The 17,797-nt window shown below is 63.4% G+C and carries 17 protein-coding genes; 11 read left to right on the top strand and 6 right to left on the bottom strand.

The features are described 5' to 3' along the window. The first annotated feature begins 135 nt into the window (after positions 1 to 135). Both LB513_RS16235 and LB513_RS16230 read left to right on the top strand, forming a co-directional pair. Positions 136 to 585 carry a FixH family protein gene (locus tag LB513_RS16235; RefSeq protein ID WP_224664525.1) on the top strand — a complete coding sequence of 150 codons (450 nt, stop codon included), beginning with the start codon at positions 136 to 138 and terminating at the stop codon, positions 583 to 585. 7 nt (positions 586 to 592) lie between these two features. Next, positions 593 to 1,792, top strand: coding sequence for a cytochrome-c peroxidase (locus tag LB513_RS16230; RefSeq protein ID WP_224664500.1), 1,200 nt, complete (start codon positions 593 to 595; stop codon positions 1,790 to 1,792). A gap of 1 nt (position 1,793) precedes the next feature. Here the strand turns inward: LB513_RS16230 and LB513_RS16225 are convergent, their stop codons facing one another. Then, entirely contained in the window at positions 1,794 to 2,231 is a 438-nt protein-coding gene (locus LB513_RS16225; protein WP_411962712.1) for an Lrp/AsnC family transcriptional regulator, read from the bottom strand. A 178-nt stretch (positions 2,232 to 2,409) separates the two neighbouring features. Here LB513_RS16225 and putA point away from each other — a divergent pair, with 178 nt between their 5' ends. Further along, a complete protein-coding gene (gene putA, locus LB513_RS16220) occupies positions 2,410 to 6,021 on the top strand; it encodes a bifunctional proline dehydrogenase/L-glutamate gamma-semialdehyde dehydrogenase PutA (RefSeq protein ID WP_224664498.1) in 3,612 nt (1,203 codons plus the stop codon). Between the two features lie 12 nt (positions 6,022 to 6,033). Here putA and LB513_RS16215 read toward each other — a convergent pair whose 3' ends face one another. The 4 genes from LB513_RS16215 to LB513_RS16200 are packed head-to-tail and all read right to left on the bottom strand — an operon-like array spanning position 6,034 to position 10,164. Then, positions 6,034 to 6,348: an antibiotic biosynthesis monooxygenase family protein gene (locus tag LB513_RS16215; protein ID WP_224664497.1), complete on the bottom strand. Its 315-nt coding sequence runs from the start codon at positions 6,346 to 6,348 to the stop codon at positions 6,034 to 6,036. Positions 6,349 to 6,402: 54 nt separating this feature from the next. Continuing rightward, positions 6,403 to 7,542, bottom strand: coding sequence for an energy transducer TonB (locus LB513_RS16210; protein ID WP_224664496.1), 1,140 nt, complete (start codon positions 7,540 to 7,542; stop codon positions 6,403 to 6,405). Between the two features lies 1 nt (position 7,543). Beyond that, positions 7,544 to 7,984 carry a hypothetical protein gene (locus LB513_RS16205; protein WP_224664495.1) on the bottom strand — a complete coding sequence of 147 codons (441 nt, stop codon included), beginning with the start codon at positions 7,982 to 7,984 and terminating at the stop codon, positions 7,544 to 7,546. 5 nt (positions 7,985 to 7,989) lie between these two features. Next, the gene (locus LB513_RS16200; protein WP_224664494.1) at positions 7,990 to 10,164 is read right to left on the bottom strand and encodes a TonB-dependent hemoglobin/transferrin/lactoferrin family receptor; all 2,175 of its coding nucleotides are present in this window, start codon (positions 10,162 to 10,164) and stop codon (positions 7,990 to 7,992) included. A 195-nt stretch (positions 10,165 to 10,359) separates the two neighbouring features. On the opposite strand from LB513_RS16200, the gene hemP reads away from it, so the two are divergent. From hemP to LB513_RS16175, 5 genes are read left to right on the top strand one after another with little or no spacing between them, the layout of a single operon-like run. Beyond that, a complete protein-coding gene (hemP, locus tag LB513_RS16195) occupies positions 10,360 to 10,566 on the top strand; it encodes a hemin uptake protein HemP (protein WP_224664493.1) in 207 nt (68 codons plus the stop codon). 22 nt (positions 10,567 to 10,588) lie between these two features. Further along, positions 10,589 to 11,650: a hemin-degrading factor gene (locus LB513_RS16190; protein WP_224664492.1), complete on the top strand. Its 1,062-nt coding sequence runs from the start codon at positions 10,589 to 10,591 to the stop codon at positions 11,648 to 11,650. A gap of 9 nt (positions 11,651 to 11,659) precedes the next feature. Then, a complete protein-coding gene (locus LB513_RS16185) occupies positions 11,660 to 12,568 on the top strand; it encodes a hemin ABC transporter substrate-binding protein (protein WP_224664491.1) in 909 nt (302 codons plus the stop codon). Between the two features lie 11 nt (positions 12,569 to 12,579). Continuing rightward, entirely contained in the window at positions 12,580 to 13,683 is a 1,104-nt protein-coding gene (locus tag LB513_RS16180) for a FecCD family ABC transporter permease (RefSeq protein WP_224664490.1), read from the top strand. A gap of 15 nt (positions 13,684 to 13,698) precedes the next feature. After that, positions 13,699 to 14,490: a heme ABC transporter ATP-binding protein gene (locus tag LB513_RS16175; protein ID WP_224664489.1), complete on the top strand. Its 792-nt coding sequence runs from the start codon at positions 13,699 to 13,701 to the stop codon at positions 14,488 to 14,490. An 85-nt stretch (positions 14,491 to 14,575) separates the two neighbouring features. Here the strand turns inward: LB513_RS16175 and rirA are convergent, their stop codons facing one another. Further along, the gene (gene rirA, locus LB513_RS16170; protein ID WP_224664488.1) at positions 14,576 to 15,040 is read right to left on the bottom strand and encodes an iron-responsive transcriptional regulator RirA; all 465 of its coding nucleotides are present in this window, start codon (positions 15,038 to 15,040) and stop codon (positions 14,576 to 14,578) included. 260 nt (positions 15,041 to 15,300) lie between these two features. On the opposite strand from rirA, the gene LB513_RS16165 reads away from it, so the two are divergent. From LB513_RS16165 to LB513_RS16155, 3 genes are all read left to right on the top strand, one after another. Then, complete coding sequence (locus LB513_RS16165) at positions 15,301 to 16,596, top strand: DUF445 domain-containing protein (RefSeq protein WP_224664487.1); 1,296 nt, start codon at positions 15,301 to 15,303, stop codon at positions 16,594 to 16,596. A gap of 101 nt (positions 16,597 to 16,697) precedes the next feature. Continuing rightward, entirely contained in the window at positions 16,698 to 17,126 is a 429-nt protein-coding gene (locus LB513_RS16160) for a phasin family protein (protein ID WP_224664486.1), read from the top strand. A 153-nt stretch (positions 17,127 to 17,279) separates the two neighbouring features. Further along, a complete protein-coding gene (locus LB513_RS16155) occupies positions 17,280 to 17,777 on the top strand; it encodes a MaoC family dehydratase (protein ID WP_224664485.1) in 498 nt (165 codons plus the stop codon). Positions 17,778 to 17,797 lie beyond the last annotated feature (20 nt).

The raw sequence follows: 17,797 nt of genomic DNA, 5'->3' as shown, positions 1-17,797 counted from the left end.
CGTTAGCTGCTGTAGCTTTTTGGGGCCGGCAGCGCCATGCTTGGCAAGCAGCCTTTTTTCAGCCAGGACGTTTTCCCACAGGCCGGCGGGATGCGAGCTGCCCCGCGAAACGTTGACTACAGAAGAGGAACCGGTTTGGCATCGTTATGGCGTTATATTCTCGCGGGTCTTGGCCTGGCTGCCCTGCTGGCTGGCATTCTCGCGGTCGTTTATCTGACGGCGCCGCGATCGCCGCAGTCCGCCGGACCCGATGTCTCGCGCACGAAGCAGACCGACAATGGACTTTTCGTGGCAAGCCTGGAGCCGGAGCGTGGCGTGGTGCGCCAGGGCGAATTGCAATCCTGGCGGCTGACCTTGAAAACCAAGGCGGGCGCGCCGGTGGAAGGTGCAGCAATCGCGATCTCGGGCGGCATGCCGCAGCACAATCACGGCCTGCCGACCAGTCCGCAGGCGAGCGACTATCTTGGCGACGGCCGCTACCGTATCGAGGGGTTGAAGTTCACAATGAGCGGCTGGTGGCAACTGCACTTCGCCATCTCCGCTACGGCCGGGTCGGACACGGTGCTGTTCAACGTGGTGCTGTGAGCGGTCGATGACGCGCCTTTCGCGCCTTGTGGCGCTGATACTGCTCGCCATGTCAGCCGGTTGCGGCAAGCCGGATTTTTCCGACTCCGACAAGAGAACAATCGCGTCGCTGGCTTTGAACACGCTGCCGGCGCTTAAGCCAGACACCACCAATCGCTTCGCCGACGTGCCGGCCGCTGCCGCGCTCGGCTCGACGCTGTTCTTCGACCAGGGCATGAGCGGTGACGGCACCGTGTCGTGCTCGACCTGCCACAAGATCGACAGGCAATTCCAGGACGACCTGCCGCAGGCCGTTGGGGTCGGCCGCACCAACCGGCGTACCATGGCATTGGCGGGCGTCGCCCGCGATCCCTGGTTTTTCTGGGACGGCCGCCGTGACAGCCTGTGGGCGCAGGCGCTGGCGCCACTCGAAAACCCGCTTGAACAGGCAGGCAACCGTACCGCGTTCGCGCGCTACATCAAGGCGCGTTTCGGCGAACGTTACGAGCGCATTTTCGGTCCGCTGCCCGATTTCGCCGGATTGCCATTAAATGCCAGCCCGCTCGGCACCGACGCCGAGAAGGCCGCCTGGAATTCGATGAGCGATGCGCAGCGCGACGCAATCAACAGCGTCTTTGCCAATATCGGCAAGGCCATCGCGGCCTTCGAGCGCTCGATCGAGCCTGCACAGACACGCTTCGACCGCTTTGCGCTGGACCTTGCTACGGGCGCCGAGCCTAAGGGCGATGCCATCTTCTCCGAGCAGGAGATTCTCGGACTCAAGCTGTTCATCGGCAAGGGCAACTGCGTGACCTGCCACAGCGGCCCGCGCTTCACCGACAACAGCTTCCATAATACCGGTGTGCCGCCGGCCGCCGGCTTGCCGCCGGATCGTGGGCGCATCGATGCGGTGGCGCAGGTGCTGGGCGATCCGTTCAACTGTTTCGGCGCTTTTCGCGACGGCGACGCCGGCGCCTGCGGTGAACTCCGCTTCATGGTCAAGGACTCACCAGAGCTCATCCGGGCCTACAAGACGCCATCGCTGCGTGGCGCGGCAACGCGCCCGCCCTACATGCATGCGGGACAGTTCTCGTCGCTCGACGAGGTGGTGGGCCACTATGCAAAGGCGTCGCCGAGCGTTGAGGGGGCGAGCGAGCTTCATCCGCTGGATCTGTCGGACCGCGAACGGGCAGCGCTGGTGGCCTTCCTGCAAACGCTGTCGCAGTGACTTACCTGTCTTTCACCGTTTCCATCGCCACGAAGGTCGAGGTCTGGGCAACATGGGGCAGCGCAGAGATGCGCTCGCCGAGCACGCGGCGATAGGCGGCTATGTCCTTGGTGCGGACCTTCAGCAGATAGTCGAAGCTCGACGCCATCATGTGGCACTGCTCGATCTCGGGCACGGCCTGGACGGAGCGGTTGAACGCGTCGAGGGCGGCCGAGCGGGTATCGGACAATTTCACCTGGACGAAGGCGACATGGCCTTCACCCATGCGCTCGCGGTCGATGATCGCCTGGTAGCCCCTGATATAGCCATCCCTCTCCAGCCGCTTCACCCGCGCCTGCACTGGCGTCTTGGAAAGCCCGACCTTTGCCGCCAGTTCCGACATGGACAGCCGGCCATCGCTTGCCAGGGCGGCCAGGATGTTGCGATCAATGCGGTCCAGTTGGTCTTCTGTCGTCAAAATTGTAGTCCATAAGGCGTAATCCGCGGCCAATTATAATTTGAATGACCTGTCATGTCGATTTCTTTGGACCGGCTCAGCTTTCGCGGCCATGCTAGCGTGCGCCATTCGGTCCGGCGACCGCCGGTCCGCTCCCTGATGCTCGCTCCACAGGACCGCCATGCCAGCGCTCGACGCCATCCGCCAGCAGATCCGCGCCAATTACCTGCCCGACGAAGACGAGGCCGTGAAGCGGCTGGCCGATGCGACGGGCCTGTCGTCTAAAGAACGTGATGTAATCTCGGCGCGGGCCGCCGATCTGGTGCGGGCGGTGCGGGGTTCTTCGGATCCCCGGCTGATGGAAGTCTTCCTCTCGGCCTACGGCCTTTCCACAAAGGAAGGCGTGGCGCTGATGTGCCTGGCCGAGGCGCTGCTGCGCGTGCCCGACACGGAGACGATGGACGATCTCATCGCCGACAAGATCGCGCCGCATGATTGGTCCGCCCATTCCGGCGGCTCGAGCTCTATCTTCGTCAATGCCTCGACCTGGGCACTGATGCTGACCGGACGCGTGCTGGACGAGGGCGAGGGCGGCATCGAGGGCACGTTGCGATCGATGGTCAGGCGGCTGGGCGAGCCGGTCATCCGCAAGGCGGTGGCAGCCGCCATGCGCGAGATGGGCGAGCAGTTCGTGCTTGGCCGAAGCATCGCCGAGGCCGTCAAGCGGGGTCGGCCGATGACGCAGAAGGGCTATCTCTATTCCTTCGACATGCTGGGCGAGGCGGCCCGCACCGAGGCCGACGCGCTTCGCTACCACAAGGCCTATGCCGATGCGATTTCCTCGCTCGACGCCGGCTCCAACGGCCCTGACATCCGCCAGAACCACGGTATCTCGGTAAAGCTCTCGGCGCTGCATCCGCGCTATGAGGTGGCGCAGAAGGAAGAGATGCTGCCTGTCATGGCCGAGCGGCTGCTGTCGCTGGCGCTCGCGGCCCGGCATTCGCGCATGGGTCTCAACATCGACGCGGAGGAGGCTGATCGCCTCGACCTGTCGCTCGATGTCATCGAGCGGGTGCTGGCCGACCCCGAACTCGCGGGCTGGAATGGTTTCGGCGTGGTCGTGCAGGCTTATGGGCCACGCGCCGCCTTCGTCATCGACTGGCTCCACGCGCTGGCCAGGAAATACGACCGCAACATCATGGTGCGGCTGGTCAAGGGCGCCTATTGGGACACCGAGATCAAGCGGGCCCAGACGCTGGGGCTGACCGGCTACCCCGTCTTCACCCGCAAGGCCAACACCGATGTGTCCTACATGGCCTGCGCCAAGAAGCTTCTGTCGATGACCGACCGGATTTATCCGCAATTCGCCACCCATAACGCGCACACGGTAGCCGCCATCCTGTCCATGGCGTCGAGCCGTGACGTGTTTGAGTTCCAGCGCCTGCACGGGATGGGCGAGGCGCTGCATGAGGCAGTGCGCAAGGCCGAAGGCACGCGATGCCGGATCTACGCTCCTGTCGGCGCGCACTCCGACTTGCTCGCCTATCTGGTCCGCCGGCTGCTGGAGAACGGCGCTAACTCGTCTTTCGTGCATCAACTGACCGACGAAGAGGTCGAACCCGAGGATATCGCGCGCGATCCGCTCGAGACTGTCGAGACCCAAGGCCCCGCCGCCAATCCGGCGATCGCCCGCCCGTCCCAGATTTTTGGAGCGGCCCGCCGCAACTCGAAGGGGTTCGACATTTCGGACACGGTGACCCTGGCCGCGATCGAGAAGGCCAGGGCGGCATTCAGCGGTCCGGATCGCTGGCATGCCAAGCCGATCACCCGAGCCGCGGGTTACGGCAAGCAGCGCCCCGTCTTCAATCCAGCTAAGCCGTCCGAGATCGTCGGCACGGTGAGCGAGGCCGCGGCCAAGCAGGTGGCGACCGCCGTGCGTTTCGCGGTGGAGGCGCAGCCCGCCTGGGCAAACCGGCCGGTCGGCGAGCGATCCGCCATCCTCAATCGCGCCGCCGACCTCTACGAAGCCAATGCCGTCGAGTTTTTCGCATTGGCGACGCGCGAGGCCGGCAAATCGCTGGCCGATGGAGTGGCGGAGGTGCGCGAAGCCGTCGATTTCCTGCGCTATTACGCCGCCGAGGCGGCCAATGCCGAGGCCGGCACGCAAGCGCGCGGCGTCATTGTTTGCATCTCGCCGTGGAATTTCCCGCTCGCCATCTTCACCGGGCAGATCGCTGCGGCGCTCGTCACCGGCAATTCAGTGATCGCCAAGCCCGCCGAGCAGACACCGCTGATAGCCTTCCGCGCCATCGAGATGCTGCGGGAGGCAGGCGTGCCGGAGGATGTCATCCAGCTCCTGCCAGGCGATGGCCCTTCGGTCGGCGGACCGTTAACGTCGGATCCCCGCATTGCCGGCGTCTGCTTCACCGGCTCGACCGATGTGGCGAAGCTGATCGAGAAGCAGCTAGCCGACACCGCCGCGCCCGACGCGATGCTGATCGCCGAGACCGGCGGTTTGAATGCGATGATCGTCGATTCCACCGCGCTGCCCGAACAGGCGGTGCGCGACATCCTTGCCTCGGCCTTCCAGAGTGCCGGCCAGCGCTGCTCGGCACTGCGCGTCCTCTATGTCCAGAAGGACGTCGAGAAGAAGATGCTGGAAATGCTGAAGGGCGCCATGGAAGCGCTGAACATCGGCGATCCCTGGCAAATCTCGACCGATGTCGGACCCGTCATCGACGACGAGGCTAGGGACTCGATCAGCGAGTACTGCACCAGGATGGGACTGCAGGGCCGGCTGATCGCCAAGCTCGAAGCGCCCAAAGACGGCCGCTTCGTATCTCCGCATGTTTTCCGGGTGAAAGGCATTGAGGAGATGGAGCGCGAAGTGTTCGGGCCGGTCCTCCATGTCGCGAGTTTCGATGCCGACCAGATCGACGCGGTGATCGCCGCCATCAACCGGAAGGGCTATGGCCTCACCTTTGGCCTGCATACCCGTATCGAAGGCCGCGTGCAGCATTTTGTCGATGGCATCCATGCCGGCAACATCTATGTCAACCGCAACCAGATCGGCGCGGTGGTCGGGTCACAGCCCTTCGGCGGCGAGGGGCTGTCCGGCACTGGCCCGAAGGCCGGCGGCCCGCATTATCTCAGGCGGTTCCGCAAGGGGCCGGAGGCCGGCACGCCTGTCGACGAAGGCCGGAAGGTGACCGCGACCGAGCTTGCCGACAGTTTGCCCGACCCGGCTCTTGGCGGCTGGTCGACACGCCCGGATCGAATCGCGATCTTGAGAAAGCATCTGCGGGGCAAGGGCGCTGCCGCCATTGGGGCCGCCGCCGGCATCGATTTCGGCCAGGTCGACCTGCCGGGACCGACCGGCGAGGCCAACACCCTATCGCTGGCGCCGCGTGGCCGGGTACTGTGCCTTGGCCCCGATGGCTACACTCTGCTGGCCCAGGCGATCCAGGCTCTGGCCGCCGGCAACGCCGTACTTGCGGTCGCGCCCGGCGCGCCGGCGGCACTTTCCGCGCTGACAGGCAAGGGCCTGCCCCTCGCGGCCATCGATGGCCGGCCCGATCCCGTCGAGGCGCGCTCGCTGCGCGTCGATGTCGTCGCCTTTTCCGGCACGCCCGAAGCGGCGCGTATCGTGCGCAAGGTGATCGCGCAGCGCGAAGGACCGATCGTGCCGCTGGTCACCGAGGTGTTCAATCCCGCCGCCTATGCGCTTGAGCGCGCCGTGTGCGTCGACACGACAGCCGCAGGCGGCAATGCAAGCCTGCTGGCCGGCTCCTGACGGGGGCTTGGCCTACGCTCCCTCGACGACGGAAAAGCCCTCGAATTGGGGATGGCCGAGATAATGAACCTTCGTCGTGCCGACATTCCTATGTGCGGCGCGGAAGTTCTCCGACCTGGTCCAGGCGATGAAATCGTCATGGCTCGCCCACACCGTGTGCGAGGCAAACAGCGTGTAGCCCTCGGCCTCATTGACGGGACCGCGGAGCAGATGGAATTCACGGAAGCCCTTCATTTCGGCCAGGCTAGAATCGCGATTCTTCCAAACGGCTTCGAAATCGTCCTCCGAGCCTTTCAGGACCTTGAAGCGGTTCATGGCGATGTACATGGTGTTCCTTTCCTGCGGATGTTCAATGCGTGCGCTGTAATTGTTTCGTGGCACTCAGAATGGGCCGATCACGACCTCGAACTCCAGACTTTGCCTACCGGCCTGCGGCGGTATCGGTGCGAAAGGAGCAGCCTTGCGCACGATGGCAAGCGCTGCCTGATCGAATTTGGCTGATCCTGAGCTTTCCAGAATGCGTAGCTCGTCGATCTCGCCTTTGGTGCCGATGACGAAGGCAACAACCGCATTGTTGCGCGCCGTCAGTTGCAGCGAGGGCGGAAGCGTACGATTGACACTGCCGAGCCTTCTGAAGACCTCGCCGCGGTAGCTGTCTTCCGAAGCGTTGGACGCCTCTTTCCGTTTGCTGCCCGTGCTCGCTGCCTGCTCCGATTGGACTTGGCCGTCGGCCGTCCCGCTCTTCTCATCAGCCTTTGCGGGAGCGGCGGGAGCCGCCGCCTGGGTTGGTCGTGGGTGGGGGACCGGCGGTTGTTTCTGGACGGCAACCGGCATTTCCGGGCGTTGGGCCTGCACGGCTGGTTGTGCCGGCGGTTCGGTTGTAACCGCCACAGCCTTATCGTCCAGGTGTGGGGTCGCCGGCACCTGTATGTCCGGGTTCGCCATTGGGGTTTTGACCGCTTCCGGTAGAGGTTTGGGTGGCTGCCTTGCCGCTTCATGGGCGGGCTCGGAAGGCTGCTTCACGACGTTATCGCGAGGTTCAGGCGATGCTGTTGGCGATACTGGCTTTGTAGGCTTTGCCGGCTGTCGTCGCGGTTCTTGCGGCGCCGGCACCAAGGTGACATTCACCGCGGCCGGATTCTCATCCAACGCGCTGCCTGCGACTTTTCGACCGGCCTGGTTGCCGCCTTCCGACTGCTCCGCGTCCTCGGAGTCGGATCTGCCGGCGGGCGACATCAGGAAGGCGGCCGCGACCACTGCATGAAGCAAGCAGGAGATGATGATCGCCGCTGCCCATTTGCGGTTCGATGCCCGGGCTCGGAGGGGCGCCTCGGTCGGCGAAATCGCCAGCACGTTGCCCGAGTCGGGAAGGGGGTCGGTATCCTGCATGTGTCGCGGCGAGACCTGCAGCGACGCGGACAGACTTGTCAAATCAAGTTCGTTCGCAAGCAGCGACAGCCAGTCGTGCCCGGCCGGCTGCCATGTCAGCGAGTCAGCCGCGAATGATGGACGCAGTCCCACCTCAAAAGCCGAACGCGACGCCGGTCCTGGTGTCGGTCCGCAGCATGCGCATGCAGGCGCTCGGCTCGATGCCGGTGCCGGCGCATTCCGTCGCACTGTTGATCAGCACGCGGCTGAGTTTACCGCATTCGGTCGCAGCCAGGTCGAACCGCGTTACCTTCGTCTTTCCGGCCGGAAGCTCCTTGAAATCGAATACGGTCAGCCGGTCGACAATCCCCGCCTCGTTGAACAAGGCGATCTCGAACGCCGCCTTGGAGAGGTCGGCGCCGAGGTTGTTGTTCACGACGAAGGTCAGCCGGCACCCCTTGTCGGAAGGCTGCGCGGCGTTGAGTTCGAGGCTCAGCGCGGGGACCGGAGCGGGCTGTTCGGCCCACGCCGGAAGCGTCGCAAGCGACATCGCCAGCGTCGAGGTCAGCAGACGAAGCGACGTCGTCAAGCTCATTGCCGTCAGCCTCCGAAGCGCATGGTCGCGGCGAGCTTCAGCGTGATGCCGGGCTCGTAGACCGCCACTGTGGTGCTGCCGTTCAAGGGATTGGCATACTTCACGTCGAACAGATTGTCGGCGCGGAAATCGACCTTGAGATTGTCGGTCGCCTGGTAGCTCGCGAAGGCATTGACCAGCGTATAGTCCTCGGCCACCGCGTTGCCCTTGGGCTTGCCGTTATACTGCACTTCGCCGCCGACAGTCAGTCTGTCCTCGAGGAAGCGAAGCCCAAGCTGGGCTGTGACCTGCGAGGAAGGGATGGTGGCTAAATCCGCCCGGTCACCGTCATAGGATATTGTATGCCCGTTGGTGATCGAGGCAGAGAGGCCGGCATAGCCCCATGCAGCATCGTAGACACCTTCCATCTCGAAGCCGTTGATCTTCGCTTTGGCGAAATTCTGGTACTGGAAGCAGATCGGTATGCCGGGACCGAACGGGCAGCCACTGGTTGGATCGAAGGGCGAAAGCGTCACGCCGTCGATATAGTCGTCGACATCATTGTTGAAGTAAGCCGCCTTGAGGCGAAACGCGTCGCCGGCCTCGAAGATGTCGTTCTGCCTGTAATTGATACCGAACTCGGTAGTCTTGCCGGTCTCGGGCCGCAGGTTCGGATTGGGCAGGAACGGGAAGCTGACGCCCGCCGGGTGATTGCCGCTGATCAGCGTCTCCGTGATCGACGGCGAGCGGTAGCCTTCCGCATAGGTGCCGTAGAATTGCAGGCCGTCCAGGCCCGCTGTTTCGAAAGGCGAAACGCCAACCGTGATGCGCGGCGAGACCCTGTCGCCGGATATGTCGTGGGTGTCGTCCTTCAGGCTGTAACGGTCGTAGCGCAGCCCGCCAATGACCTCCAGCCATTCCCAGGTAAGCTTGTCCTGGACATAGGCACCGGACACGTTGCGCTTGCCCGAAGGCGTGTAGAAGCTGTCGCCGCCGGCGGCGCCGCCGGTTTTGACGTCGTCGCCGACCCAGTCACCGCCATAGGTCAGTTCGTGCGCGATTCCGGCGGTCTCGAAACGGGATGTATTCCAGATATCGATTCCGGTCGTGCCGACGTCGAATGTCGATTGCGACCCCGCCGGCAAGACAATGGGAAGGCCGGTTACCGGATCGAACCGGTTCTGGGGAACAAGGCTCGTCAGGTCGAGATTGGTCTTGTTGTAGGACGTGTTGACATGAAGATCGAGCCAGCTCTTGTCCTCATCCGTGATGTTGTAGCGGGCCGTGAAGGTGTTCGATTTCAGGTCGACGTCATTGACCGGCACGTCGCCGCTGATCTCGCTCCAGCCGTCGCTGGAGCCTACCCAGCCTAGCTTGAGTTCGCTGTTTTCGGTTGGCCTGATCGTCGTCTTGAGCAAGCCGCTGAGCACGTCGAACCCGGTTCCCTTCACCCTGTCGCCACCACCGTCCTTGTAGTCGTCGTAGTCGCGGTAGACGATGTTTCCGAGCACGTCCCAATTCTCGTTGATGCGGTAGGCGCCGGATGCGCTTGTGGTCCAGCCCTTGCCATTGCTCTCGTAGCGTCCGGTGACGGAACCGGCCCAGGTCTCGTCGGACTTCAGGAAGTCCCTGGCATCCTTGGTATCGAAGAACACCACGCCGCCGATCGCGCCGGACCCATAAGTATTGGCGACAGGGCCACGGATGACGTCGACGGACTTTATGAGCTCCGGATCGACATAGAAGGTCGACTGCGTGCCATGATCGGACCGCTGGAAATCCTGGCGCGCGCCATCGACGATGACCGCAACGCGGCCGAAATCCTGCAGGCCGCGAATGTTGATGCTGGAGCTGACGCGCCTGGCGTCGGCCTGCACCGCGACACCGGGCACGCCCAGCAGCATCTCGTTGGGTGTCGTCGCCATGCGGCGTTCAAGCTGTTCCTGATCGACATGGCTGGCCGACGCCAGCGATTCGATCGCCGTTTCACCCGTGCGGCTGACGACGAGAATCTTGTCGAGCAGTGTCGCGTCCCCAGGCGCTGCTTCTTCCTGATCGGCTTTCTGCTCGTCTGTCTGCTGGCCTGCCTGCTGCGCGCTGGCCAACGTCGCCGACAGGGCGATTGCCGCCACGCTGGCCAGCAAGGCCGCCGCACAGTTTGCTGCCGACCGGCCCCGCCAGTCCCAATTCGATAAGCCCATGCCCCAACTCCAAATTCCAGGTTTCATGCTGGCTGGCGTGGGCTGGCTGGCATTTTTGATTGTCCGGCGTCTTAAATGTTGACTCGCTTCATCCGGTATTGCACTGACTAATAAACATGACTATGCGAGTCAAGAATGAATCGGATCTACGCAACGCCTAGCCAGATGCCCGGCACAGGAAAGGGATCGACCCAGATGAATACGCACAATCCCAACCATTTTCGTGATCGCGTCCGCCATTCCGATGACATCCCGGCGCGCTTTCCCCGGGTTCCCCTGGCTGTGCGGACCCTCTCAAGCAACACCTTGTTCCAGGGGGAGCACGAGATCGGCATCGAACATCATGGCGCGCTCTACCGGCTGAAGATTACCCGGCAGGGCAAGCTCATTCTCAACAAGTAAGGCAAGGCAGCAAGGACGAGACATGGACCAGCGCGTAAAACCCGCCCCGCATGAAATCCGGCTGGCACGGGCAGAAAATCCGAAGACGCGCGAGCGCGACCTTGCGGCCCAGCTTGGCGTTTCGGAGGCCGAACTGGTCGCCGCGCATTGCGGCGACGGCGTCCTGCGCATCGAGCCACGTGTCAATGACGTGCTGACCGGCCTCGAAGCGGTCGGCGAAGTCATGGCGCTGACCCGCAATGAAAGCGCCGTGCACGAGAAAATCGGCATTTACGATAAGGTCGTCACCGGCGCCCACAATGCCATGGTGCTTGGCGAACAGATCGACCTGCGCATCTTCCCGAAAGTATGGTCGCACGGCTTTGCCGTGGAAAAGCGCGACGGCGACGACATCAGGCGCAGCCTGCAATTCTTCGACCCTGCAGGCGAGGCCGTGCACAAGGTGCATCTGCGGCCCGCATCCAGTCTCTACGCCTATCAGAAGCTGGTGGCGGCGCTCGAATCGTCGAACCAGGAGCCGTCGGTCGACATCCTCGCCGTCGGCTCGGATGACGAGGCCGAAACCGCCGACGCTTCCGCCAATCTCGACGATCTGCGTGACCGCTGGAGCCGGCTGACCGACGTGCACCAGTTCTTCGGCATGCTGAAGACCCTGAAGCTCAGCCGCCAACAGGCAGTGCGGATGGTCGGCCAGGATTACGCATGGTTGGTCGACAATGACGCGGTCAGCGCCATGTTCCACCGTGCCGCCGAGCGCGAGATGCCGATCATGTGCTTTGTCGGCAACCGTGGCTGCATCCAGATCCATTCCGGCCCGGTCAAATCCATCAAGCCCGTGGGGCCGTGGATCAATGTGCTGGATGAGACTTTCCATCTGCACTTGCGAACGGACCACATCCATGAGGTCTGGGCCGTGCGCAAGCCGACCAAGGACGGTCATGTCACCTCGCTCGAAGCCTACGGCGCCGATGGCAAGATGATCATCCAGTTTTTCGGCAAGCGCCATGAAGGCGAGGGTGAACGGGGAGACTGGCGGTCCCTGGCAGAAAGCCTGCCGCGTCTCCCAAGCACGACAGCAGCCTGAGGGAGTCGAATGAATTTTCTCTTGAGACTGCCGGCTCTGCGCGGATTGATTCTTGGGCCGATCGTGGGTCTTTCCCTCGCTTTTGGTGCGATCGGGCCGGTCGCCGCCACAGAGGACACCTCGGCCTTCACGGATTCTTCGAAGGTTGTTGCCATTGGCGGATCGATCACCGAGATTGTCTATGCGCTCGGCGAGGAGGGTCGCCTCGTTGCCCGCGATTCCACCAGCACCTACCCGAAGGCGGCCCTCAAGCTTCCCGATGTCGGCTATATGCGGCAACTGTCCCCGGAGGGCGTCCTGTCCGTCAATCCGTCGGGCATCCTAGCCCTGCATGGCAGCGGCCCCAGGGAAGCCGTGGATGTGCTGAAGAAGGCGAGCGTCCCTTTCATAGAAGTGCCGGAGCGCTACGATAATGAGGGCATCGTTCAGAAGATACGCATTGTGGGCAGGGCCCTCGGCGTCGACGCCAAAGCCGAGAAGCTGGCCACTGATGTCGAGGCCAAGCTGGTCGCAGCGGAAAAGCGGACCGCTTCGATCAAGGAGCGCAAACGCGTCCTGTTCGTGCTGTCGATGCAGGGCGGCAAGATCCTGGCGGCGGGCAGCCAGACGGCGGCCGACGGCATGGTGAAGCTGGCCGGCGGCGTCAATGCCGTCGAAGGTTTCTCCGGCTACAAGCAATTGTCCGACGAGGCGATCGTGACCGCCAGGCCGGACGTGATCCTGATGATGAGCAATGCCGGCCCTCCGGTTTCGGAGGACGAACTGTTCGCCAACCCATCCATCGCCTCGACCCCCGCCGGTGCCGCGCGCAAGATAATCCGTATCGATGGCGGCTACCTGCTTGGCTTTGGACCGCGCACGGCCGATGCCATCAGCGATCTCGCCGTCTCGCTCTATGGCGCGCAGGTTACGGACTGAACGGGCGCATCATGGTCGATCAATCGATCGCAGGCCCGGAAGCCGTGATGGCAGGTGCGACAGAAGGCGACCGCTCGAGGCGGGCTCGCCTTGTCATCGTGTTGCTGTGTGTCGGGCTCGCCATTGCGGTGTTGCTGTCGCTGACGTCGGGCGCATCGGACGCATCGGCCGTAAACGTCATCCGCGACTGGCTGCTTGGCACCGTTCCGGGCGACCTAGCGTTGAGTGCCCGTGACAGTTTGATCGTCTATGACATCCGTCTGCCGCGCGTCGTCATGGGCATGCTGGTCGGCGCGGCGCTCGCAGTCTCCGGCGCCGTGATGCAAGGCCTGTTTCGCAATCCTCTGGCCGACCCCGGCCTGATCGGCGTTTCCGCCGGCTCCAGCCTTGGAGCTGTTTCCGTCATCGTGCTGGGCGCGACGTTCCTTGCGCCGGTGACGGCCTTGCTCGGGACTCTCGCTCTGCCCCTGGCTGCATTCTGGGGCGGGCTCGCCACGACGCTGGTGCTCTATCAGGTTGCCACCCGGCAGGGCCGCACATCGGTCGCCACCATGCTGCTCGCCGGCATCGCGCTGGCGGCGCTGGCCATGGCGCTGACGGGCATCCTGATCTTCATGGCGGATGACCGCCAGCTGCGGGACCTGACATTCTGGCAACTCGGATCGCTCGGCGGAGCGACTTGGCCTAAGATCGCCTCCGTTGGCCCGATCATCGTGCTGGCCCTGGCGGCGATGCCGTTCCTGGCGCGCGGCCTCAACGCGCTGGCGCTGGGCGAGGCGACGGCCGGGCATCTCGGCATCCCAGTGCAGAGGCTGAAATATACCGCCATCATCGGCGTTTCGGCAGCGGTCGGCGCATCCGTCGCCGTCAGCGGCGGCATCGGCTTCGTTGGCATCGTCGTGCCGCATCTGCTGCGCCTGCTGATCGGTCCCGACAATCGCTATCTGCTGCCGGCATCGGCACTGCTCGGCGGCTCCCTGCTGCTGCTGGCCGATGCGGTCGCGCGCACCATCGTCGCGCCGGCGGAACTGCCCATAGGAATCGTCACGGCGATATCGGGCGCGCCGTTCTTTCTCTGGATCCTGCTGCGCAAGCGCGGCGTGATCGACTTGTGAGCTTGTGAGGCTTTGATGATCGAGGCGAGGGATGTTTCGGTTGAGATCGCGGGCAAGCGTATTGTCGGCGGGGTCGATTTCGATGCACGTCCCGGCGAAATCGCCGCCATCGTCGGCCCTAACGGGTCGGGCAAGACGACTTTCCTCAAGGCGCTATCGGGGGAGCTCGCCTATAGCGGGCGCATCGTTCTCAATGGCCGCGATCTCCAGGCGATGAAGCCGGCCGAGACTGCCGTGCAGCGTGCGGTGCTGCCGCAGGCCACCTCGCTGTCATTCCCCTTCACGGTGCGCGAGGTCGTCAAGCTCGGGCTTGTCGGAGGCCGCTCGGGCGTCCTGCCGGGCGAGGATTGGCGGCTGCCGGAACGGGCGCTTGCGCGCGTCGATCTCGAGGGTTTTGCGGGGCGCTTCTACCAGGAGCTTTCCGGCGGCGAGCAGCAGCGCGTCCAGCTTGCGCGCGTGCTGTGCCAGGTCTGGGCGCCGGTGCTCGACGGCAAGCCGCGCTACCTGTTCCTCGACGAGCCGGTTTCAAGTCTCGACATCAAACATCAGCTGATCATCATGAACATTGCCCGCGACTTCGCAAGAAGGGGCGGCGTCGTCATCGCCATCCTGCATGATCTCAATCTGACGGCCATGTATGCCGACCGGATCTTTGTCATGCATCGGGGCGGATTGGCGGCCACCGGTTCGCCGCAAGACGTGCTGAGCGATGAGCTGATCGAGACAGTCTTCGATTGTCGGCTGAAGGTCGGCGTGCTGCCGGCAGGGAACGTGCCGTTCGTGCTGCCCCAATCCGCGGCGGCTTGAGGTTCGAGGCGAACTGCGTGCCCGTCCCGATTTTCAGACTATGCCAGGCTTGCCCATGCAGGACCTCAAACAGCCTGAGGTCTGATCAGGCGGCAGGCACCTGGCGCTGCATGAGCATATCGATGCCGAGCAAATTGCGCACATTCGGGCGTGCCGCCACAAGGTCGGCGATGGTGTAGCGTTCCAGCACCGCGAAGAAGGCGTTGAGCGCCTCGCGCAAAGCCGAATTCAGCGCGCAGCTGTCGACCAAAGGGCACTCGGCGGCATCGTTCTCGAAGCATTCGGCCATGGCAAAGCTTTCTTCCGTGATCCGCACCACATCGAACAGGCTGATCGATTCCGCGGCACGGCCCAATTTGACGCCGCCATTCCTACCACGCACGGTCTGGATGAGGCCATGCTCGACCAGCGGCTGCAGGATCTTGAACAGGAAAAGCTCCGACACCGTATAGGCGGCCGCGATTTCGGGGATACGGCTCAGCCGGTCGTCATTGGCCGCGCAATACATCAGGATGCGCATCGCATAGTTGGTCTGGCGGGTAAGCCGCATTTTGTCCTCACTGGCACGGTGCCGCCGCGCCTGATTCCAGATATCCGCCGAGGTGGCAGTCCAAAGTGCCGGACTCGTCACGCTTGGCCTTTGCGGAATATGGCCTATACCTTGGAACAATTCCAGACTGGCAAAGCGCAATAGCTGAACAAACTCGTCAACTTTGTGTGCGGTCCGGTAGAACGCGAGGCAAAACCTGCCGTCTCGCCTTTTTTTGGGCGTATACCAGATTGCCCAAGACCGACGAGGAGCAACGCATCATGGCCGAACCGGCACAATCCCCGGGACTGTCAGGCTTCGACACCGACGCTAGCGCCAAGCTATCGGCATTGCGGCGGACGAAGTTCACCGCCACGGCGGCGCTCGCGCTTTGCGTGGTGGTGTTCGCACTGGCGAAGTCATTCGAGCCGGACCATCCCTGGCTCGGTTTCGTCGCAGCGTTCGCCGAAGCGGCCACCATCGGCGGCCTTGCCGACTGGTATGCGGTGGTGGCGCTGTTCAAGCGCCCGCTGGGGCTGCCCATCCCGCACACCGCTATCATCCCGGAAAACCAGAACCGCATCGCCGACAATCTCGGCCGCTTCATCGAGGTCAATTTCCTCGCGCCCGGCCCGGTGCGAGAAAAGCTCGCAGAAGTGGACTTCTCGGCGCTGGTCGCCGATTGGCTGGCCGATACCGACCGCGCCGCCAGCCTGTCGCGTTTCGTCATGCGGCTAGTTCCGCGCATGCTCGCGGCCCTAGAGCATTCCAGCCTGCGCGGCTTCGTCACCAGCCGCATGATCGAGCAGATCGAGAAGGTGCCGCTGGCACCGCTGGCCGCCGAGCTTTTGTCGGCGCTTACCGACGATCGCCGCCACCAGAAACTGTTCGACGAGTTCACCAAAGTGGTCGGCAGGTTTCTCAGTGACGAGCAGGCGCTGGCCACGATGCGCGAGAAAATCCGCGAGGAACTCCCGTCGCTGTTCAACCTTTTTCGCGCCGATGCCTATCTGCTGAAGAAGATCGTCGCTTCGGCCGGCTCTCTGCTGGACGAGGTGCGCGCCGAGCCGGATCACCCGATGCGGGCCGAGTTCGATCGGTTCGCCCAGGCCTTCATCGAGAAACTGAGGACATCGAAGCAATATGCCAAGCGCGCGGAGAAGCTGAAGCGCGATTTCCTGGCCCGGCCGGAAGTCGCGGGCTTGGCGAACGACATCTGGGCAAGTCTCGGCCAGTTCATAGAGCAGGACACCAAGGCCTCGGATTCGATGATCAGTGCGCATCTGGCCAACATGTTCGTCGAGGTCGGACGGCATCTTGCTGGTGACCCGCGGATCAGGGCCGACATGAACCAGGGGTTCGTGGTGGCCCTGGCCGCCTTCGTCGAAAGCCAGAAGCATGGCGTGTCGAAATTCATCGCCGACCAGGTTAAGCGCTGGGACCTTGCCCAGTTGACGCGACTTATCGAGATGAACATCGGCAGGGACCTGCAATATATCCGTTTCAACGGCATGATCATCGGCGGTCTTGCCGGTCTCGTGCTCTACCTGGCCGAGCGTCTGTTTCTCGCCGGCTGACGCCCGTTTGCAGCCAGCGCCGCTCGAATGGACACGCGGCGCTTCCATGCTATTGTCGCTCCGGGAAAGCCATTTCGGTGGCGACAGGGAGGCACCACATCATGGCGAAGCAGCCGCAATCCGATTCGTTTATGGAAATGTTCGGCAAGTTCGGCCGCGACCTGAAGCTGCCCACGGTCGATGTCGAAACCATCCTTGCGCATCATCGCCGGAATTTAGAGGCGCTGGAGCAGGCGGCTCGGGTCACTGCGGCCGGAGCGACGTCGCTGTTGTCCAGGCAACGCGCGTTGCTGCAGGATACGCTGCGCGAGGTCACCGACATGGCGCAAAGCTACAAGGCGCCCGGGACTCCGCAGGAGCTGATGGCCAAGCAGACCGAGTTTGCCAGGAAATCCTTCGAAACCACGTTGAAGAATGCCGGCGAAGTGGCCGAGCTGGTCAAGAAATCGGGTACCGAATCGATCGACATCCTGCGTTCGCGCATCAAGGAGGCGATGGAGGAGATCCGCGCCGGCTACGAGAAGAAGTAGCGGCTTTCGGCCAGTCAGGCTTTTTTGCTGATGCCGGCCAGATCACGGAGCATTCCGTTCAGGCCCGCCGTCGCGGAACGGATTGCGCGACGATGAATTGACAGAGGCCGCCGGTCATGGTCGGGAAGCGTTGAAGCGATCGGGATAGTTTGAATGACCGAAATACGGCCTAGAACGCCGCCGACCTACGCAGAGCTGAAGACGATGGCCGGACAGGAGCTTGGCGTGTCGGAGTGGACGACCGTCGACCAGAACCGCATCAACCAGTTCGCCGAATGTACCGGAGACCATCAATGGATCCATGTCGACCCTGAGAGGGCGCGGCGGCAAAGCCCGTTCCGGACCACCATTGCGCATGGCTACCTGACGCTGTCGATCATCGGGGCGCTGGCGCTGGGCATGGGGATCGTGCCCGAGAACACGCAGGCGGCGTTCAACTACGGCTTCGACAAAGTGCGCTTTCTGGCGCCCGTCAAGGCGGGCGCGCGCATAAGGCTGCGCATCGTTCTGCTTTCCGTGCAAGACTGGGGGCCGGGCCAGTACCTGATGAAAGCGGCCAACACGGTGGAGATCGAGGGCGAGGAGAAGCCGGCTTTGACCGCCGAAACACTGGTTATGCTTTATGAACGCCGCAAGCGGGCAGGGGCCTGAGTCGCATTGCAGCCGGTCGA

It is taken from the genome of Mesorhizobium sp. ES1-1 (assembly GCF_020164785.1).
Taxonomy (GTDB): domain Bacteria; phylum Pseudomonadota; class Alphaproteobacteria; order Rhizobiales; family Rhizobiaceae; genus Mesorhizobium.
The sequence above is the reverse complement of the archived record's forward strand: the minus strand, read 5'-3'. Positions and strand labels throughout refer to the sequence as shown.

Excerpts from the sequence above, each read along its gene's own strand:
- LB513_RS16230 (WP_224664500.1), top strand. The coding sequence starts at position 593 with ATGACGCGCCTTTCGCGCCTTGTGGCGCTGATACTGCTCGCCATGTCA.
- putA (WP_224664498.1), top strand. The coding sequence starts at position 2,410 with ATGCCAGCGCTCGACGCCATCCGCCAGCAGATCCGCGCCAATTACCTG.
- LB513_RS16215 (WP_224664497.1), bottom strand. The coding sequence starts at position 6,348 with ATGTACATCGCCATGAACCGCTTCAAGGTCCTGAAAGGCTCGGAGGAC.
- LB513_RS16205 (WP_224664495.1), bottom strand. The coding sequence starts at position 7,984 with ATGAGCTTGACGACGTCGCTTCGTCTGCTGACCTCGACGCTGGCGATG.
- LB513_RS16200 (WP_224664494.1), bottom strand. The coding sequence starts at position 10,164 with ATGGGCTTATCGAATTGGGACTGGCGGGGCCGGTCGGCAGCAAACTGT.
- hemP (WP_224664493.1), top strand. The coding sequence starts at position 10,360 with ATGAATACGCACAATCCCAACCATTTTCGTGATCGCGTCCGCCATTCC.
- LB513_RS16190 (WP_224664492.1), top strand. The coding sequence starts at position 10,589 with ATGGACCAGCGCGTAAAACCCGCCCCGCATGAAATCCGGCTGGCACGG.
- LB513_RS16185 (WP_224664491.1), top strand. The coding sequence starts at position 11,660 with ATGAATTTTCTCTTGAGACTGCCGGCTCTGCGCGGATTGATTCTTGGG.
- LB513_RS16180 (WP_224664490.1), top strand. The coding sequence starts at position 12,580 with ATGGTCGATCAATCGATCGCAGGCCCGGAAGCCGTGATGGCAGGTGCG.
- LB513_RS16175 (WP_224664489.1), top strand. The coding sequence starts at position 13,699 with ATGATCGAGGCGAGGGATGTTTCGGTTGAGATCGCGGGCAAGCGTATT.
- rirA (WP_224664488.1), bottom strand. The coding sequence starts at position 15,040 with ATGCGGCTTACCCGCCAGACCAACTATGCGATGCGCATCCTGATGTAT.
- LB513_RS16165 (WP_224664487.1), top strand. The coding sequence starts at position 15,301 with ATGGCCGAACCGGCACAATCCCCGGGACTGTCAGGCTTCGACACCGAC.
- LB513_RS16160 (WP_224664486.1), top strand. The coding sequence starts at position 16,698 with ATGGCGAAGCAGCCGCAATCCGATTCGTTTATGGAAATGTTCGGCAAG.
- LB513_RS16155 (WP_224664485.1), top strand. The coding sequence starts at position 17,280 with ATGACCGAAATACGGCCTAGAACGCCGCCGACCTACGCAGAGCTGAAG.